General features: G+C 36.3%; 14 protein-coding genes and 2 riboswitches. Of the genes, 1 reads left to right on the top strand and 13 read right to left on the bottom strand.

All coding sequences use genetic code 11. The features are described 5' to 3' along the window. Positions 1 to 95: 95 nt before the first annotated feature. The 3 genes from P0N36_RS09800 to P0N36_RS09790 are packed head-to-tail and all read right to left on the bottom strand — an operon-like array spanning position 96 to position 3,051. Positions 96 to 1,808 (bottom strand): ABC transporter ATP-binding protein, encoded by a 1,713-nt coding sequence (locus P0N36_RS09800; RefSeq protein WP_275842666.1) that lies wholly within the window; start codon positions 1,806 to 1,808, stop codon positions 96 to 98. Between the two features lie 10 nt (positions 1,809 to 1,818). Continuing rightward, a complete protein-coding gene (locus P0N36_RS09795) occupies positions 1,819 to 2,739 on the bottom strand; it encodes a hypothetical protein (protein WP_275842665.1) in 921 nt (306 codons plus the stop codon). A 24-nt stretch (positions 2,740 to 2,763) separates the two neighbouring features. Further along, entirely contained in the window at positions 2,764 to 3,051 is a 288-nt protein-coding gene (locus P0N36_RS09790; RefSeq protein ID WP_275842664.1) for a PqqD family peptide modification chaperone, read from the bottom strand. Between the two features lie 353 nt (positions 3,052 to 3,404). Between P0N36_RS09790 and P0N36_RS09785 the strand changes: the two genes are divergently transcribed. Then, positions 3,405 to 3,551, top strand: a complete 147-nt coding sequence (locus P0N36_RS09785; RefSeq protein ID WP_275842663.1) for a hypothetical protein — start codon at positions 3,405 to 3,407, stop codon at positions 3,549 to 3,551. Positions 3,552 to 3,694: 143 nt separating this feature from the next. Here the strand turns inward: P0N36_RS09785 and P0N36_RS09780 are convergent, their stop codons facing one another. The 10 genes from P0N36_RS09780 to P0N36_RS09735 all read right to left on the bottom strand — a co-directional run. Beyond that, a complete protein-coding gene (locus P0N36_RS09780) occupies positions 3,695 to 6,739 on the bottom strand; it encodes a hypothetical protein (RefSeq protein ID WP_275842662.1) in 3,045 nt (1,014 codons plus the stop codon). 11 nt (positions 6,740 to 6,750) lie between these two features. Then, positions 6,751 to 6,824: riboswitch (cyclic di-GMP riboswitch) on the bottom strand. Between the two features lie 54 nt (positions 6,825 to 6,878). Next, positions 6,879 to 6,954: riboswitch (cyclic di-GMP riboswitch) on the bottom strand. Between the two features lie 263 nt (positions 6,955 to 7,217). Next, on the bottom strand, positions 7,218 to 8,903 hold the full coding sequence (locus P0N36_RS09775) for a hypothetical protein (protein WP_275842661.1): 1,686 nt from the start codon (positions 8,901 to 8,903) through the stop codon (positions 7,218 to 7,220). 76 nt (positions 8,904 to 8,979) lie between these two features. After that, positions 8,980 to 10,119 carry a nucleotidyltransferase domain-containing protein gene (locus P0N36_RS09770; protein ID WP_275842660.1) on the bottom strand — a complete coding sequence of 380 codons (1,140 nt, stop codon included), beginning with the start codon at positions 10,117 to 10,119 and terminating at the stop codon, positions 8,980 to 8,982. A 77-nt stretch (positions 10,120 to 10,196) separates the two neighbouring features. After that, a complete protein-coding gene (locus P0N36_RS09765) occupies positions 10,197 to 11,363 on the bottom strand; it encodes a nucleotide sugar dehydrogenase (protein ID WP_275842659.1) in 1,167 nt (388 codons plus the stop codon). A gap of 37 nt (positions 11,364 to 11,400) precedes the next feature. Next, positions 11,401 to 12,429, bottom strand: a complete 1,029-nt coding sequence (locus tag P0N36_RS09760; RefSeq protein WP_275842658.1) for an NAD-dependent epimerase — start codon at positions 12,427 to 12,429, stop codon at positions 11,401 to 11,403. Between the two features lie 25 nt (positions 12,430 to 12,454). After that, on the bottom strand, positions 12,455 to 13,681 hold the full coding sequence (locus P0N36_RS09755) for a CDP-glycerol glycerophosphotransferase family protein (protein ID WP_275842657.1): 1,227 nt from the start codon (positions 13,679 to 13,681) through the stop codon (positions 12,455 to 12,457). Continuing rightward, on the bottom strand, positions 13,665 to 15,197 hold the full coding sequence (locus P0N36_RS09750; RefSeq protein WP_275842656.1) for an oligosaccharide flippase family protein: 1,533 nt from the start codon (positions 15,195 to 15,197) through the stop codon (positions 13,665 to 13,667). The genes P0N36_RS09755 and P0N36_RS09750 overlap by 17 nt, the downstream gene beginning before the upstream one ends. Before the next feature lie 18 nt (positions 15,198 to 15,215). Next, positions 15,216 to 16,154 carry an ATP-grasp fold amidoligase family protein gene (locus tag P0N36_RS09745; protein WP_275842655.1) on the bottom strand — a complete coding sequence of 313 codons (939 nt, stop codon included), beginning with the start codon at positions 16,152 to 16,154 and terminating at the stop codon, positions 15,216 to 15,218. Positions 16,155 to 16,190: 36 nt separating this feature from the next. After that, positions 16,191 to 17,372: an O-antigen ligase family protein gene (locus P0N36_RS09740; RefSeq protein ID WP_275842654.1), complete on the bottom strand. Its 1,182-nt coding sequence runs from the start codon at positions 17,370 to 17,372 to the stop codon at positions 16,191 to 16,193. A 125-nt stretch (positions 17,373 to 17,497) separates the two neighbouring features. Then, on the bottom strand, positions 17,498 to 18,290 hold a 793-nt coding region (locus P0N36_RS09735), incomplete at its 5' end, for a sugar transferase (RefSeq protein WP_275842653.1).

The following is an 18,290-nucleotide window of genomic DNA, read 5'->3' as shown; positions in this document are numbered from 1 at the left end:
ACCAATCTCCTTATATCATCATTGTGGTAGATTTTTAACTCATCATAGCATAAACAAACTATCCTAACAAGTTATAGGACTGCATCTTTATCTTATCACATATTTTCAAAATTAGTGGCATCGTCGTAGCTGATTTCACTTAAGTACCCATCTTCTATTTTTAAGATTCTATCACAAATCTTTAGAGCAGATAAACGATGGGTTATGATAATGCATGTAGGTGATTGTTCTAAAGATTGAATGGTTCTTAATACATCCACTTCTGTTTTTGAATCCAAGGCTGAAGTGGCCTCGTCCAAGATAAGAATAGGGGCTTTATGCAATAAGGCTCTGGCTATGGCAATTCTTTGTGTCTGTCCTTCCGATAGCCCAATACCTCTCTCACCTATGTGGGTTTCCATACCATTTTCTGCTTCTAAAATAAAATCCCAAGCACTGGCAGCTTTTGTTACCGCCTTCAGTTCTTCATCCGTTGCATCTTCTTTACCAAGTCTCAAGTTATCCGCTATGGTACCGGAAAAAATATTATTCCCTTGAGGTACGTATGAAATAAACCCTCTAGACTTAGTACTGACTTCATATTCTTTATCCCTATCTACAATAAGGATATCACCTTTTATCGGATTCAGTAACGACATCAGCAAATGAATAAATGTGGTTTTTCCTTCCCCTGAAGACCCAATCAGTGCCACTGTTTCTCCAGGTTTTATGTCTGTTGATACATTCTTAAGAACATAATTGTCTTTGTTATAATAAAAATCAACTTGATTGTACTTAATACCTGCTGAAGTCATATCCAAAAAAAAGTCGGCTTCAAATTCACTCTCCAAACCTTCTATTTCTCTAATTCTCTCAACCGAAGCCAATGCATACACAATCATAGGTATAGAAGCTGCTACCGTAATCAATGGTCCTTGTATATTCCCAATGAGCTGAATAAGTGCCATCAATGTTCCAAAAGTTGTCGTACCTTCAGCAATCTTCACCGAACCCCATAAGAAAACAAGAAAGAATCCCATCCACGAGCTCATGGTGACTAAAGAAGTAGATATAACCGTCAACTTAGTTCTTGAGGCCACTAGATCCACTTTTTCTTGTTGCATCGCCTTTGCTTTACCAAAGTTAATTTTTTCTAAACAAAAGGTCTTGACCACCAACATGTTTTGTATGGATTCATTAATAAATGACCTATATCTGGACTCAACCAGTTGACTTTCCATATACAGCATTTTAAGACGTTTGGAAAAAACTCGAATAAACAATGCTGCAAGTGGGATGACTGTAATAATAACAATGGCCAACCTTGGATCAAAATAAAAAATAGAAATAAATGAACCAAAAACCAGAATACTAAGGGTAATGATATTCGGTATTGTTGAAATAATGACATCTGTTATTTCCTCAACATCACTGGTCATTCTCGTCAAGTAATCACCACTATGATATTTCAAAAATTGCATCCACTTGGTATTAATTATTCTTGCATATAGCTTGTTTTGTATGCTATTTGAAATTGTTATTTCCCCTTTTTCAAGTAATATTGTATGTACTGCTCGTACAGCAATATCAAACAAAATAATGCCGGCCAATAACAGCAAATAATAATTCATACGTTCTATATCAGCCGCTGTGGCCGAATCGACCAACCATTTTGTAACCAGGGCTCTAGAAATACCAAGAACAGCCGAAATGGCACCAAAAAAAATAATTGCAAATACAAAACGACTAAATCCTTTCATCGTAGAAAGCAACCACTTAAGATTTGTGAATATCTCTTTCGTCTTCTTTCTGTCTATCTTCTTGTCCATATTTTCGCCCTTATCCAATGTCGTCACCTGATAACTTAGATATGATTTGCCTCAACTGTTCATCAACAGTGAAACCCTTTTGGGGTCTAAAAACACTGTAATAATCAACATGCTTAGCCATTAACAATAACGCCTGATAGTAATCATTCGTAAAACCAATATTCTCATATAGTGGTCCACAATATATATTTTTCTCAATTTGTTTGACTTTCTTAATGCCACGCAGTTCTTCTAAAACGACCTCATCCAAATGCCCTATCTGAATCTCTACAATCACTGCGAGTGCCCTTTTTTCTTCAATAAAATCTTCTTCCAGCTTTACAATATACTTATTTTCCTCCATACTGGCCAGCTTTAATGACTGAAGGTTATAACCCATTTCAAGAGCTGTATCCGTGCATAATCTCTGTTGTGGAAAGGCTGGATGAACAAAAGGTTGGTGGTCCGAATCCATAGCTATCGCTGAAATATCGTCAGCAAGAAAACCATACCCATTTTTTCGAAATGCCGAACATAAGCTGGTTTTTCCGGCACCACAATCACCGGTAATAATCAAGGCTTTTTGGCCTACGCTTACAGCACTTCCATGTAGGGCAATCCTATTTCTCTGGATCAGCAACACGCCCATTGCCGTACCTAATAAATAAACAGTTACACGCTCTAAATCTGCTTCAGAATACAACTCAACAACAATCTCTTTCCCGTCTGTTATATAGTATTTTGCAACACCTTCGATATCAAATGCAAACGCCCTTCTTGACAACTGATACTGGTCACTCTCTTCTAATACATCTTTTATATCTCTAGGAACCCTACCCAATTGAATACGAACATCTTCTTCACCTTCACTTGTATTCAGCTCTGGTATTTTGATCTCTGAATAGAGATTTAACCCAAATGCTTTGTAACGATATATTGGCTTCTCTAACATCTCACAACCTCATCCCCTAAAACTCTACGCGTCTACACAAATCAATTCTTTTTCATACAAATCTACTAAAAAGTCATATACTTCTTCTTCACAACTAATCCGATCAACCTCATACTGGGTTAATAAATAATCGACTATAGAACCCATCGTTTGAGGGTCATCCAACAATTTCCATATTCTTGAGCCAACTGAATTTATGCCATAATGAATGCCTTTTTCTGTATCATTCATCGCCAGTTCACCATCAAAATCTATGATGGTCAACTCTTTTTTTCGTATAACTGCCTCTTTATCAAACTTCATAGGATCCATCTGTTTACCACCTTTCAAACACAAAGTAAACTCTAAATAATGATTATGGTTCAGCGATATTATTTTGACACCTTAACCCATTATCTTAATTCTTTCCTTCTGGTCATGTAGAAAACTGAAACTTTTAGTTAATGATAGCTTCTTATAATATCCATGTCAAGTACTTACAAAGATATACTGGATATTTGTAATAATAATAATGATTATCAATAAAAGCTATAGACAAATCAATTTTTTAGTATTATAATATCTTACATAGCAACTCAGTCACACAATGTTCATACTTGAGTCCAATCGGTGGACAATATAAAAATAAACCGTAAAAATTCAATTAATCATGAGGAGGTCAGGACATGGAACAATGGAAAAAACCAGAGATAGTAGAATTGCACTCACAATCAACCGAGTCAAGTAGATTTAAGTTTGGATTTAAGAATAAATTCAAGCGTAAATTCAAAAAACTTCCAATCATCGGTTGCAGTGGTATAATGCCTAGATAGATCAACAATCTATAGTATTATTATACAAGCACTACTTTACTAAAGGTGGTGCTTTTTTTTTGCAATAAAAAAACACTTTCCCAAGCGATTAATGAATGCTTAGAAAAATGTTTTTAATTAATGTTTTATGTTCTTAATTCTACTTAGATTTGCTTAACGAGTGCGTCTGTCAAATGAGGATAACTACTGCTGTTGCTTACAAACCTTTTATAAACACTACTTCTTACAGTGATATCATTGCCTGTTACAGTGACATTGTTTGATGCAATGGTAAATAAGGCATAGGTTATAGGTGCAAGTACTGTGTTATCGCTTATTAGGATTGATTTTCCTAGCTTACCATCTGATTTATTGGTTCTAGCATCTACCATACTTACCAAGCGTAATCCAATAGCTGTCTCTCCTGATGGATGTGTACCTGTTTGAGCAATTTGGATATTATTGTTTTTCACTTCTACAGTTGGTTTAATAGTATCTGTTAGTCTTACCATGGTTAATGAACCTAATGCATATTTTGCTTTTACTGTATTATTGTTGAATTTGAAATTATAAATCTGATCACTGGATTTAACAAATCTTAAGTCGTATACATCAAATGTATTGTTTTCTATTGTATAGTTATTCGCAATTGTTGTTAAGTCATATAAGAAAACAAATAAGTTACTTTTTGATTGTCCAACCCTTGCTGCATATGATTCTTCAACAATAAATGTATTATTCGCATATAAGCGTTCAACCGGTACATTATTTACCATACCACCTTTGGACTTGATCAGTACGTTGTAGATTTTGTCTGGATGGAAAGTAATGTTGTTTTTCCATGTATTGTTTGTATATGTTACATAACGAGAACTCATATAAGCATCATAGACAGATACATTAAAGTCTGCTTTTAACCCTTCAACATGGTTAGAATCATATTTCGTTCTAACATTCTCTGTTAATACAAATGCAAGATACATGCCGCCGCCTTCTATAGCCCAAGTGTTATCATCGTTTATAACTGTGTTATTATAGACATATATATAATCTTTGGCTAAGAAAATCTGATTTTCATATTTGATACCGTTTGTTATTCCTGAGTTGAAGAATATATACTTAAAGTTATTGATCGTATTGTTACTTATTTCTGCATATCTTAACGGTATATCTGTCAAAACAATAAATGAAGAATCTGTGTTAGATACTTGGTTATTCGTAAAGATAAACTCATCTACACCAAAATCTACTGTGCTAGGATTCGCATTTGTATCACCAGTTAATCTGTATAAAGAAATGTTACCTTCAAATGAACTGTTTTCAACAAGTACACGGTTAATCTTCTTATTGTTCTTTGTAGGGCTATAGGCAATAAACAATCTACGTGATTGATTCAAGTTCTTGAATCTAACATTATCAATTGTCAAGTTCGTTACATTATTAGGATCAAATAAGATGGTATCGTTACTGTTATTGAAAATAAGTTCAGCGCCATTTAATCCGACGATTTCAATGTTTTTGTTGGTAACGCTTTGACTGGTTGTTCCTATGTAATACTTACCATCAATAACGATACTACCATGCTCATTAATCATTCTGTTTAACAATGTTGCATTATTGTTGGCGCTAGACTGGTTATTCGCTACTAATCCATAAGTGCTTGCGAGTGGTCCATCTGCCGCTGCTTCTGCTTCTGCTTGCGCTGCTGCTTCTGCTTCTGCTTGTGCCGCTGCTTCTGCTTGTGCTTGTGCCGCTGCTTCTGCTTCTGCTTGTGCTGCTGCTTCTGCTTCCGCTTGTGCTGCTGCTTCTGCTTCCGCTTGTGCCGCTGCTTCTGCTTCTGCTTGCGCCGCTGCTTCTGCTTCTGCTTGCGCCGCTGCTTGTGCTTCTGCTTCTGCTTGCGCCGCTGCTTCTGCTGCCGCTTGTGCTTCTGCTTCTGCTTGTGCTGCTGCTTCTGCTGCCGCTTGTGCTTCTGCTTCTGCTTGCGCCGCTGCTTCTGCTGCTGCTTGTGCTTCTGCTTCTGCCTCTGCTGCTGCCTCTGCTTCCGCTTGTGCTGCTGCTTGTGCTGCTGCTTGTGCTTCTGCTTCTGCCTCTGCTGCTGCCTCTGCTTCCGCTTGTGCCGCTGCTTCTGCTGCTGCTTGTGCTTCTGCTTCCGCTTGTGCCGCTGCTTCTGCTGCTGCTTGTGCTTCTGCTTCTGCTTCTGCTGCTGCTTGTGCTTCTGCTTCCGCTTGTGCCGCTGCTTCTGCTGCTGCTTGTGCTTCTGATTCATCCACTACAGGTTCTTCTACTATAGGCTCTTCTACTACAGGTTCTTCTACTACAGGTTCTTCTACTATAGGCTCTTCTACTACAGGTTCTTCTACTACAGGCTCTTTTGCTACCGGCTTACCACCACCTGGCATTGATGATCCACCACCGCCGCCGCCGCTGCCTGGCATTGATGATCCGCCACCGATGCTACCACCAGCTGGTTGTGTCGGTCTAACTTGTGCAAGTTCATTTTCTTTATATAAGTTAATCTCTTCATCATCGACTGTTTTTATTTCTTCAACAACTTCCTCAACTTCTTGTCCTCTTATCTTTATATCTAGTTTTTCAACTTTTGTCCTATCAATTTTGTTTTCCTCAACCAGTTTTTCAACAAGTAGTTTATCTTGTCCTTTTAGATTTACCTTTAAGGTATTATAAGACACTTCTGCCACATCACCTCTGGTAAACTTTGTTGAGTTCATATCACTTTTTTTGATGATACCAACTTCTGCCGCTTTTTCAGTAGCATTTGACCAAGTAAAATCATCTTTGTCGTCATCATAACCAAGTGATCTTAACATAAAAGTTAAGTAGGATTTTTTATCCATCTGATTGGAAGACCCAAACTGGTCACGACCAATACCTTTTGTTATGTTAAGTTTGTAAGCATATTGAACATATCGTTCTCCCCATGCAGGTACATCTTTAAAATCTACAACTTTCTCATCATAATTTTGTGCTTCTTCTTCAAGTCCAAGCATTCTCATCATCATAACAAGACCTTCTAATCTTGTTGGTTCACGATCAAGCTCAAACCCTTTGTCACTTCCGTTAAACATTCCTACTTCTGACAACTTGTTTGCAAATTCATTGGTTACAACTTCTTCTGCATGTACATTGACTTGTACCATACTAGCAACAAATATTGCTGCCATCATCCAACTTATTACTTTTTTCATCATGGTTCCCTCCTGATGGAAACTGGCTGCCCTTTAAGGCCCTTTAGTTTTGCGTCCCAGCCTTTCGACTGGTTTGCTTTTTACATTGGAGTGTTTTTTGTATTCTTCTACTATTACAGTTTTTTCAACAAAAAAACTTCCCTTTGGAAACTGGCTGCCATTTTACAGGCCCTATAGCTTTGCGTCCCAGCCTTTCGACTGGTTTGCTCTTATCAGTATGAAGTATTACATATAAACACAAGTTCCTATGGTCTTTATGGAGTGATTCTTTTCTGTATGTCTGTTCTCTCTGTCTGAATCTAATCCTATAAAGATTAACTACTGATTACATGGTATCATCTATACCCACTAGGGTAAATGGGTATTAGTATTTAGGTAGTTGGGGTCCTAGACCTATTCAACTTGTAAAGTTATATTATTATGCATCACATTATAATATATTTCCTTTTGTATTTTCGTGTCAAAGACATATCGAATGACGCTAGTTCTTAGAGATATCAATACTTAGAAGTTTTGGATGTTCATCGTTGTTTACAGTATTAATGAATATATCACCGATCACATTGATATCATTATCATCCACATCTATTCTTTTTGCAATTGTGTTAAACAAAAGATACGTAAGAGGTGCTTCTATCTTATTACCTTTCATTTCTATCCATTCTATCATTTGATTGCTTGTTTTGGTCGTCCTCGTATCAACCATGCCAATCATACGAAGTCCTTCATTATCGCCAGATGGATGTGCTTTTGCTTGTTCAATCTCAATAACATTATTATTGAATTGTATGGTTGGTAAGGCTTCATCCGTCAATCGCATAATCACCAAAGAGCCTAAAGCATATTTTGCTTTAACTGCATTGTTATTAAACTTGAATTGATTGATCAAATCACTGGATTTTGGTAATCTCAAATCATATACATCTATAATATTGTTTTCAATAACATACTTGTCTGCACGCGTTGTCAAATCATAAAAATAAATGTATAGATGCTCCTTAGATTGACCCAATCTTTCTGCGTAAGACTCTTCAATAATAAACGTGTTATTGGTATAGAACCGATCAACAGGAATACCATTAACACTGCCACCTTTGGATTTGATAAGATTATTATAAACCTTGTCCTTAATAAAGCTGATGTTATTAATCCAAGTGTTGTTACTATAGGTTACACTTCTAGAGCTTAAATAGGCATCATATAGTGAAACCTCAAAATCTGATTTCAAGCCTTCAACATGATTAAACTCATACAAGACTTCCACATTTTCAGCAACAACAAATGCATGGTAAATCCCGCCACCTTCTTTTGCCCACCAATCATCATCATTTATGACTGTATTGTGATGAATATGCATATAATCTTTTGATTCAAAAATCTCGTCCTCAAAGTTTATACCATTGGTGATGCCTGCGTTAAAAAAAACATACTTGAAATTGCGAATATCATTGTGCCCAATCTCTACATAACGAAGGGGCATATCTGTTAATACAATGAATGATAGGGACGTATTTTCAACGGTATTGTTATTAAATACAAAAGTATCGATTCCAAAATCTACATTATTGGGGTTGGTATTCGTATCACCCCTATCCCGATACAAGGATATCTCTCCAATAAAGGAACAGTCTTCAATCACAACCGCATCTGTCATCGTCTTTCTTCCTTGACTACCATGATGCACAAGATACAGAGGGTGTACCGTGCTCAAGTTAACAAAAGTAATATTTCTAAAGGTAAGATGCTTTAGATAACTTGGATCAAACAAAACATAACTTTGATTATGATCAAAAACCAGTTTCGAGTTGTCCATCCCTATGATCTCTATCTGACTATTGCTCACAAACTCGTCCACATAACCAATGTAGTAGGACCCATCTATGGTGATACCGCCTTCAACATTTAGAACATCGGTTAGTATTCTAGCATTTTGATCGCCGGCTTGGGGACTATCTTTGATCATTCCAACTTGACTGGCTTTTTTGTACTTCGCCTGTTCTTCCACCAAAACAATGGGTTTCTCTTCAGGTGTTGGCACAACCGCTCCAATAGGTGTTTCATCTATGGATGACTTGTCTTCACCATTGGAATGAAACATAACCAAAAGTGATAACAATACCAGTACACCAATAATTAATGCAAATCTATATGAATACATTACTTTCATCATCATTCTCCTTTACGTATGCCTATCACATTTGTCAATCTTTTTTCCCTTTGTTGCTATTACACAAGCCACAATCTTAATCTCTAAACTCGTGATTTTTTAATTTTAAGGCGCTCATCATAAATTCTTTTTTGCTCACAAATTCTTTGTCTTGAGCAAATATAAAGAACTTTTCTTTAATGCCTTTTCTATTATTAAAAACTTTCTTAATTAACCGATGCAACCAAGCTATCGGTAATAAGAATCTACATCTCTCAAGGTATTTGTAATTTTCAATTATAGCACTTAATGGTGGAAATAACAATTCTTTATAAACACTAATACTCTTTTTCTTTTTAAAAGCGTCCTTATATTTATCATAATGGGTCGCGATACGCATACGTTCAGACCCATGACCAAATGATCCGCCTTCAGCCACATATTCAGCAAGAATACGAATAACCGGCGATTCAGGATCATAAAGCCATGACACATCATGACTATTCATACCCAAATAATAATGGCATAAAGTTGCAACAGAGCGATAGAACTCGCTATATCCGATTTCTTCAAAGAAAGCCAATTGCGCATCGTGATCAATATCATGGTGTTGTGCAAAGTATTTGAAATCTAATAAAAATCTTATTCCAAAACCGGCTTCTTTTAGATGTTTCATCATATGCAATACAATATAGGTAAAATGCATCCTTGGTTGAGGTGCCATAATATAACCCTTTGGTGTCTCAATTTTAATGGGATGATCCCATAGCTGCTTCATAAATGTATGGGCATAGGGTTCAATTTCCGGGTTCAATAAAGCATGGTGCAACTCAATACTCAACTCTTTTTCCCTAAAAAAAGTGGCATCTTTATAGGTATTCAACTTAGCTTCAGTAATATACCCTATCTCTTGCAAGGTTTCTTTTGCAAGTTCAAAGTCATCCGAATGTACTAGAATATCATAATCACCCATACTACGTGTAAAAGGTTCAGGATAGGTTTCTGCTATAACGACACCTTTTAGAACCAAATAACGAATACCTTTCTCTTCCAGCGCACTGCCCACTTCACATAGCACTTCCACTATTTTGTTATAATCAATTTTATACATAAACAGTTTCTTCTTGAAAAAGGGGGCATCACCTTGCCCATTCATATATTCCTTCCAATAGGCATAAAGCATCAGATTATGATTAGCAAAAAAATCATAATCCTCATCACCCATCTTTTTTTTCATAGTGTTTTCTCTCAAATAGTCATAATAGGCTTTATATTGCACGGAAAATCTCCCCCATCGAGTACCTTAACCAATAATTAATCTCTACTGTACAGATCTCTTGTATATACTTTGTCCACCACATCGGCTATTTCTTCTGTTATACGATTGGCAACGATGACATCAGACAGCTCCTTGAATTCATCCAATGACTTAATCACTTTTGAGTTATAAAAATCCTCTGTCGTTAGTGCCGGTTCAAAGACAATCACTTCAATACCTTTGGCTTTAATCCGCTTCATAACACCTTGCACAGCGGATTGTCGAAAATTATCCGAATCTGTTTTCATGGTCAATCGATAGATGCCCACAATCTTCGGTTTTTTATTGATAATCATTTCAGCTATATGGTCTTTTCTCGTTCTATTTGCATCAACGATGGCTGACATGATGTTTTGTGGAATATCGGAATAATTGGCGAGAAGTTGCTTGGTATCTTTTGGCAGGCAATATCCACCATATCCAAAAGACGGATTATTATAATGACGACCAATCCGCGGATCAAGACTGACACCCTCAATAATGCTTCGTGTATCAAGACCTCGTACTTCAGCATATGAATCCAACTCATTGAAATAAGCAACACGTAGAGCCAGATAAGTATTTGCAAAAAGCTTAATTGCTTCTGCCTCAGTCGATCCGGTAAAAAGTACATCAATATCTTGCTTAATGGCACCTTGTTCAAGAAGCTTGGCAAAGGCCTTTCCTCTATCTGACAACTCTCCTACCACAATACGAGAGGGGTAGAGGTTGTCATATAGTGCTTTACCTTCTCTCAAGAATTCCGGAGAAAAAAAGATATTATCTGTTTCAAACTTAATCTTAACATCTTCTGTATAACCAACGGGTACAGTGGATTTAATAACCATAACCGCCTCCGGATTAATGGATAGTACATTGGCAATGACAGCTTCAACCGACCTGGTGTTAAAATGGTTCAACACAGGATCATAATTGGTTGGCGTTGAAATAATAATATAATCAGCATCTTTATATGCCAGATAACTATCTGTCGTTGCCGTCAGATTCAATTTTTCATTCTTGAGATAGGATTCAATCTCAGGATCAGCAATGGGAGAGATCCCTTCATTGATCATATCAACTTTTTCTTTCATAATATCCAGTGCTATCACTTCATTGTGCTGTGACAATAATATAGCATTGGACAACCCGACATAACCCGCTCCTGCTACAGTTATTTTCATAGAAAACACCCCTCATATTTTATCTGATTTCATCTCATTAATCTCTATCTTCACTACTATTATAATACTTCTTATACCATTTGACAAACTTACTTAAGCCTTCCTCAATCGTTGTCTCCGGCTTGAAATCTATATCTTTTTGTAGATCAGATACATCTGCATAAGTCCTAAGAACATCTCCAGGTTGCATATCCATAAATACTTTATCCGCTTCTGTCTCTAACAATGCTTCAAGCACTTGAATAAACCGCATTAGTTTTACCGGACTGTTGTTACCAATATTGTATAGCTTATAAGGTGCAAAGCTTGTACTTAGATTGTCGATGCTTTCATCCCAGTTTGTTTGTGCCTTGGGAATACAGTCCAGTAACTTGTGAATACCTTCAACAATATCATCTATATAGGTAAAGTCTCTTTCCATTTCACCTTTGTTAAAGACTTTTATTGGGTTACCAGCCATCATATCCTTGGTAAATGAAAAATAAGCCATATCTGGTCTACCCCAAGGTCCATAGACTGTAAAAAAACGTAGCCCCGTTGTGGGAATGTTGTACAGATGGCTATACGTATGTGCCATTAACTCATTGGACTTCTTCGTAGCGGCATACAGAGAGACCGGATGATCCACATTATGATTGGTTGAAAAAGGAATAACCTTATTACCACCATACACCGAACTGGAGGAAGCATAAACCAAATGTTTAACCGGATAATTACGACAGGCTTCAAGAACATTCATAAACCCAATTAAGTTAGAGTCGACATAGGCGTATGGATTCGTAATAGAATATCTAACACCGGCTTGTGCAGCCAGATGAATCACATAGGCCGGCCTATGCTCAATAAAAACATGATCAAGTACCGCCTTGTCCTTAATATCCGTCTTGTAGAAAACAAAATTATCATACGAAGCCAACAAAGCCAATCTGTCTTCCTTCAGTTGAGAATCGTAATAGTCATTCATGTTATCCAAACCAACAACAAAATGACCTTTTTCCAATAATAGCTTTGACATATGAAAGCCTATAAAGCCAGCTGCACCTGTTACCAATATCTTTGTATCCATTCTTATACCTCCGCCTCATCTAAGATTAACGTCTATCCTTCTCAATCCTATCCATGAAATATTCAATGATCTTCTCTGAAGATTCACCAGTCTCTTTGGTGTTGTAAAAATCAAGAATCGCTTTACAATTATCCGGAATCTTGTCGATTTCCATCTTCTTTAGTTCATGAATCAATGCCTCGTTGTTCTTAACAATGATAAAAGGTGTGGCATCAATATCAAAATAAAAAGATCGATCTCGGCCAACATAAGCTTCTCTGTCCGACTGAAAAAGAATAATAGGCTTATTGATCAAGGCAATATCGCCGGCACTAGAGGAATAATCCGTAATCAAAAAGTCCGTGATGAATAACAAATCGTTCATATCTTCAACCAGATTACCATTTTTGATCTTATTACAATCTTCCGGAATACCTTCAATACCACCAACTGCACTATGGGCCCTGACAACGCAACACCATTCTTCTTTGAACTTATCTTCTAGTACAGATAAGACCTGCATCAAGTCAATGCCATCGCTTTCTTGCTTGCCACCGGTCTCAGAAGCTTCACGCCTTAAAGTTGGAGCATATAAGAATATCTTGACTTCGGGACCAATGCCCAGCAAAGACCTTATTTTCTCATTTAAATACCCCTTCTTTTTAGAGTCATTTTTTGCCAACATATCATTTCTTGGGGTTCCGTTATTAAGGGTAAGGCCTTCAAACCTAAAAGCGGTTTCATGAACACTTTTACCAAAATCCGAACCCGAAACCATCACATCACATATTTTATTTTCAATAATACGAAAGTTTTTTGGTAAAAAAGTTGAATTGTATAGAACTTTTTTGAAGCCTCGATCTCCATGCCATGTTTGAACATAGATTTGATTCTTACCCTTATAGGTGTATAAAGGTTTACAGAAATTATCTATCCAAACCTTAGAGGTTGCTAGAACTTTTAACGCCTCAAATGTATTCTTTTTTACACACTGAACATAGTCCGGTATAAGGTCTTTTTTTTCTTCCGGATGAACAAACAACCATATGATCTCCATTTTCGGTTGTAGTTCATGTAATTTCTCTGACAAGGCTCTTGGGTTATCCGAATAGGATAGGCCGTTGAAACTAATAAAGACCACCCTATTATCATCCACGCCAATGATCTTATTACACAAGAACATATATGTCTTTCTACACAAGTCAAATAATCTACCTATACCCTGGCCGACAAATGGTACTTTTTTTACCCACTTCTTAATACTCTTCGTCAATAATCTCATCTTCTTTCTTGATCACATGCTTCTTCTTGCTTTGAAGCATGCGCTTTAATTGACCGGATTGAATCGTTTTGTTAATGGTTGTACGGTTAATGAAATAAATATAACCTAAATATATGAATAGAATCATGATTTTGTACATGAAGTTCATCCAATAGAAGGTCGAAACATACTTTGTATAACTAAAATACAAACCAACAAACATAAAGCCAAGACTTGGCAATATAATACCTAACATTTTGATAATGCTGTACCCAACCGGTTCAAACCGTCTACAGATATACACCACGATTGCGACGACAATAAACTTAGCCAAAATAAAGGCTAAAGCAGCCCCCAAAGAACCTAGGAGCGGAATCAACAAATAGGCAATCAAGATATCTGCAATACTACCTGTCAAAGTGGCGATAAAAAGCTTTTTTGTCGCTTCTTTATAATACAAGACAATATTCACATAAAAATAGTATATGGATTTTATTGAAAAACCAATGACCAAAACAGGGATAATTGTCCAAGACATATAATACCGCTGGCTTGTGATAATCATGATAATCTCTTGGGAAAATAACCCAACACCCATATAGGTGATAGAATATATAATCAAGAGAAAATCTGAAAGCTTAACAATCTCAATCTTACTGGCCTCATCCTTGTTGTTCATCGTAATAAAAAACCAAGGTTGGAAAGCATGATTAACTGATGTCTGTATCATATCAATCAGTGAAGCAAACTGCATGGATATACTATAGAGACCAACCAATGCAAGGGTGCCTGATTGATTGATCAATACTTTTGATATTAAGCCAGCTAAACGCGTCGACAGATTATGAGGCATAAGAGGTATGGAATAGGTTAATGTCTTTTTGAGGATTTTTTTGTCTAGACCAAAAGCAAACAAATCTTGTTTTTTCAGATCATAGATCATATAAAAGAAATATAAACCATTAATCGTTAATTGAGCCACCAAAAACCCTATTGCCCCATATCTAAAAACAACAACAAAGATGATTTTCAAAAAGACCGTCAAGCCAAAAACCGTCAGATTAATAATAACCAGCTTCTTACCCTGCTGTCTGCCTTGCAATATACTTTGGTGTAAAGCGTGCAAAGATACAAAAACCAGAGATAAAAGCGCCATAAATACAAGAGGAAAAAATACAATACCATCAAACATCCATTTTGCAATTTGATCTCTAAAAAGAAGAGATACGAAGAAAAAAAGTATATTTGAAAGAATAATGAAAGTCACAAGCGTGCTATAGAGCTTTTTAAGCTTTAAGTGATCGTCTTTGTAGTCTGCATGAAAACGTACCGCCGCTGAATACAAGGAAAAAGAAACAATAAAAGTAAATACAGCAACAAATCCATTGATCAAACTTATAATACCAAAATCATCCGGCGTCATAAACCTTGTATAGATTGGTAATAACAAAAATCCTACTGCTTGGATTAACATGGCACTAAATATATAAAAAACTGAGTTCTCAAGCACTTTCTTTTTAACGGACATATTATGTCAATTCCCCTTTTATACCAATTTACTCGATGTGTTTATTGTCCTTTTAGGCAGTTTAATCCAATGACCCATCTCAATCTCAAAAGCTTCAGGCCTAAAGGGGCCAGTACCGCTCTCATGAAAAAAGGTTAATTCCCCAAAATACAAACGGTCTTCAACGATATAAAAATCAACCCGAACATGAGGAAATCCTTGTGCCAAAGTACGGCTCAAGGTCAACATCTCCTCTAACTTTTCCGGTTTTTTAACAACATAATTTGGATCTCTTGGGTATTTAATCTCACCTTCTAATAGGTTCCATTCTAAATCATAGATGTTTCGTTTATGATCCACAAAACGTTCAAAATCAACCTCAATCACTTTGGGCTCACCATTAAAACAAAAAATCTTGTAATCTCTTAGCTCTCCCACATCCATCTCTTCCAAATACTTTTCGCAGACAATTCTTGGTTTGATGTCTTTGTATACCCATTCCCTGTTTGACCAGTAATAGTTTCTCTTAAGCCAATGCCTCATTTGTTTTACAGCCTTGGGCCAATCCAAGTCTTTCTTATCTTTACAAATAATATTGAAACCAGACCCATGGGTACCTTTCAAAGCAAAGCTATCTGGTAACTCATCATAATCAATCTCATCCACCTTGTCATAAACTGAAATAAGTTCATTCAGATACTGCGCTCCAATCGTCTCTTCTACAATTTTTCTAACCTCATATTTATCAGCACACAAAGTTGCTTTAGGGTCACGCCAATAGAGCTTTAACCATTGTAACTTATCGTTGTATTTGACTGGTTCAGTCAGTTCCACTTCTCTATCCAAGAATTTTCTAAACATCTTTTTAATCACTTGCTCATCGGTTACCAAGTATTTATGATAGTAATCCATCATGCTTTCATACATGAATTTACTGGTTTCATGACCCAAAATGAATTTCTTTAGTATTTTTTTCATAACGTCTCCCCTTAATGTGATGCTTCATGATTGCTATTATGTTTCTGCATGAATACAGGTATAAGCACTTGCAATAGACATTAGTATAATAAAATGCTTAGAGTCATAGTATACCAATGACGTTCCTATAAAGAAGTAGGCCACGATAATGCCTATAAAAGTATACTTAAGTATTTCTCTATTACCTCTTAATCTAAGAATCATCATATCCCAAATAACACTGCCTTGACCCAAATAATATATCATCAGACCAATCAGACCGGTACCCACCATCACTTCTATAAAATTATTATGAGAATAGGTGTCCCTACCACTCGGTGCAAGGGCATAAAGCTCTCGATAATTATCGATGCCATAACCAAGCAATGGCCTGTTCTTCCAGAAATCAACGCCATAAGTAATCATAGCGGTTCTCTCATTGATGGAGCCCTCACTTGTTCCTTTTCCGGTTATAAAATCAAACATGGCCTCAATTCTATCCCCCAGTATATCATAGAAAATTGGATTATTGAATATAATAAGATAACCGATCAACATCAGCCCTGCAATGATTACAATCGCTTTTATACGCTTCATAAAACTATCTTTATTCTTCAAAAAGATGATCATTACCATATTTAAAAACAAAAACAATATGGCTTTCCTAGATCCCGTCAATATAATGACACCAACCATAACAAGAAAAATAGGTATATATACTAATTTTAGTTCGGAGACGATTAAGTAAAAAGCAAATATTGATGAAATAGCAATAATCATGCCGATCTCGTTTTGATTGCCGAGTTCTCCGCCCATCCTAGATAAAGTATCGAAATTCGAATTCAATAATATATAAATGCTGGCATAAAAACCGGAAAAAATAAAATATAAGATGACATGCTCGATTTTCTTAACATGATCAAAATAATTAATCAAGGAAACAGACAATACCAGCAGCTGAACCAAGGTTATGGTTTTTGAAAATACCAGCCCTCCATCAAGAGCAACAAAATACGTCAACAAGGAGATGGCAACAAAAGCAATCAGCATTATTGAATATTGACTGATACGTAAATCCTTATTGGCCAGAATAATATCGAGCCATATCAGGCCCATCATTAGTAAACCAATCAAGTTACTATACACATTGTAGTCTGCTCGAAAGGTGAACAAATACAAGGAAAAAATGTATAGAAAAAGAACGCATTCAATGATTATTGTCAATGATTTAGATGCCATATTCAACCTCTTTCAAGTTAACCCAGTCGTAGTTTTACAAAAATATAACCAATACCATTCTCTTTCATAGTATAAAAAGAAAATGGTGATTGATTAGATTAAAAATGGTCAACACAATTTTCTCTTTAACCTACAGCTTCATTCTTACCGGTTTCTTTTTCAAGCACGCTGGCATTTAAGGAAGTTATGATGCAACCATAAGATGTCATAACCCGATTTAAGGCTTTCTTTTTCAAGTAGGCATCAAAATCAATCTCCTCATCTGAGCCTGCCGAAGCATCCTTCGTCAAAATAACCTTCAACGTTTTTATAATGATCTTGATGTCTAAAAGGAATGTATAATTTTTGATGTACATCAAATCATAACGCAGTTTATCTTCAAAAGATGTGGTGTATTTGCCAAGCACTTGTGCCAGACCGGTTATGCCGGCCTTAACAGCCGTACGATATTCAAAAGAAGGTGTTGTCTCAATAAATTGTTTTACAAAAAAATCTCTTTCCGGTCTAGGACCGACGATGCTCATGGAGCCATTAAACACATTTAACAATTGAGGCACCTCGTCTAGCCGTGTTGAACGTAGAAAATGCCCTATTTTTGTAATTCTTGGGTCTTTAGCTGTCGCAAGTACCGGTCCTGTCATCTCTTCCGCATTCATAACCATGGTCCTGAATTTGTAGACATTGAACCTTTTGTTACCAACAGTTAAGCGTTCCTGTCTAAAGAAGATTGGTCCGGAATCTGTCAGCTTGATAACAGTGGCTACAATTATAAGTATGGGCATAGCAATAATCAAACCTATACTAGATAAAACAACATCAAAAACACGTTTAACAAACTTTTGTTCAACCGTCAAACCAAAACGGCTTAGATTAAAAATCGGTACATCTTCGACTTGAATAAAATTCGCTTTATTAAGG

This window comes from Petrocella sp. FN5, from assembly GCF_029210395.1.
In the GTDB taxonomy this organism is placed as follows: Bacteria; Bacillota; Clostridia; order Lachnospirales; family Vallitaleaceae; genus Petrocella.
This window is presented reverse-complemented; position numbering and strand designations above follow the sequence as displayed.

Excerpts from the sequence above, each read along its gene's own strand:
- P0N36_RS09800 (WP_275842666.1), bottom strand. The coding sequence starts at position 1,808 with ATGGACAAGAAGATAGACAGAAAGAAGACGAAAGAGATATTCACAAAT.
- P0N36_RS09795 (WP_275842665.1), bottom strand. The coding sequence starts at position 2,739 with ATGTTAGAGAAGCCAATATATCGTTACAAAGCATTTGGGTTAAATCTC.
- P0N36_RS09790 (WP_275842664.1), bottom strand. The coding sequence starts at position 3,051 with ATGGATCCTATGAAGTTTGATAAAGAGGCAGTTATACGAAAAAAAGAG.
- P0N36_RS09785 (WP_275842663.1), top strand. The coding sequence starts at position 3,405 with ATGGAACAATGGAAAAAACCAGAGATAGTAGAATTGCACTCACAATCA.
- P0N36_RS09780 (WP_275842662.1), bottom strand. The coding sequence starts at position 6,739 with ATGATGAAAAAAGTAATAAGTTGGATGATGGCAGCAATATTTGTTGCT.
- P0N36_RS09775 (WP_275842661.1), bottom strand. The coding sequence starts at position 8,903 with ATGAAAGTAATGTATTCATATAGATTTGCATTAATTATTGGTGTACTG.
- P0N36_RS09770 (WP_275842660.1), bottom strand. The coding sequence starts at position 10,119 with ATGAAAAAAAAGATGGGTGATGAGGATTATGATTTTTTTGCTAATCAT.
- P0N36_RS09765 (WP_275842659.1), bottom strand. The coding sequence starts at position 11,363 with ATGAAAATAACTGTAGCAGGAGCGGGTTATGTCGGGTTGTCCAATGCT.
- P0N36_RS09760 (WP_275842658.1), bottom strand. The coding sequence starts at position 12,429 with ATGGATACAAAGATATTGGTAACAGGTGCAGCTGGCTTTATAGGCTTT.
- P0N36_RS09750 (WP_275842656.1), bottom strand. The coding sequence starts at position 15,197 with ATGTCCGTTAAAAAGAAAGTGCTTGAGAACTCAGTTTTTTATATATTT.
- P0N36_RS09745 (WP_275842655.1), bottom strand. The coding sequence starts at position 16,154 with ATGAAAAAAATACTAAAGAAATTCATTTTGGGTCATGAAACCAGTAAA.
- P0N36_RS09740 (WP_275842654.1), bottom strand. The coding sequence starts at position 17,372 with ATGGCATCTAAATCATTGACAATAATCATTGAATGCGTTCTTTTTCTA.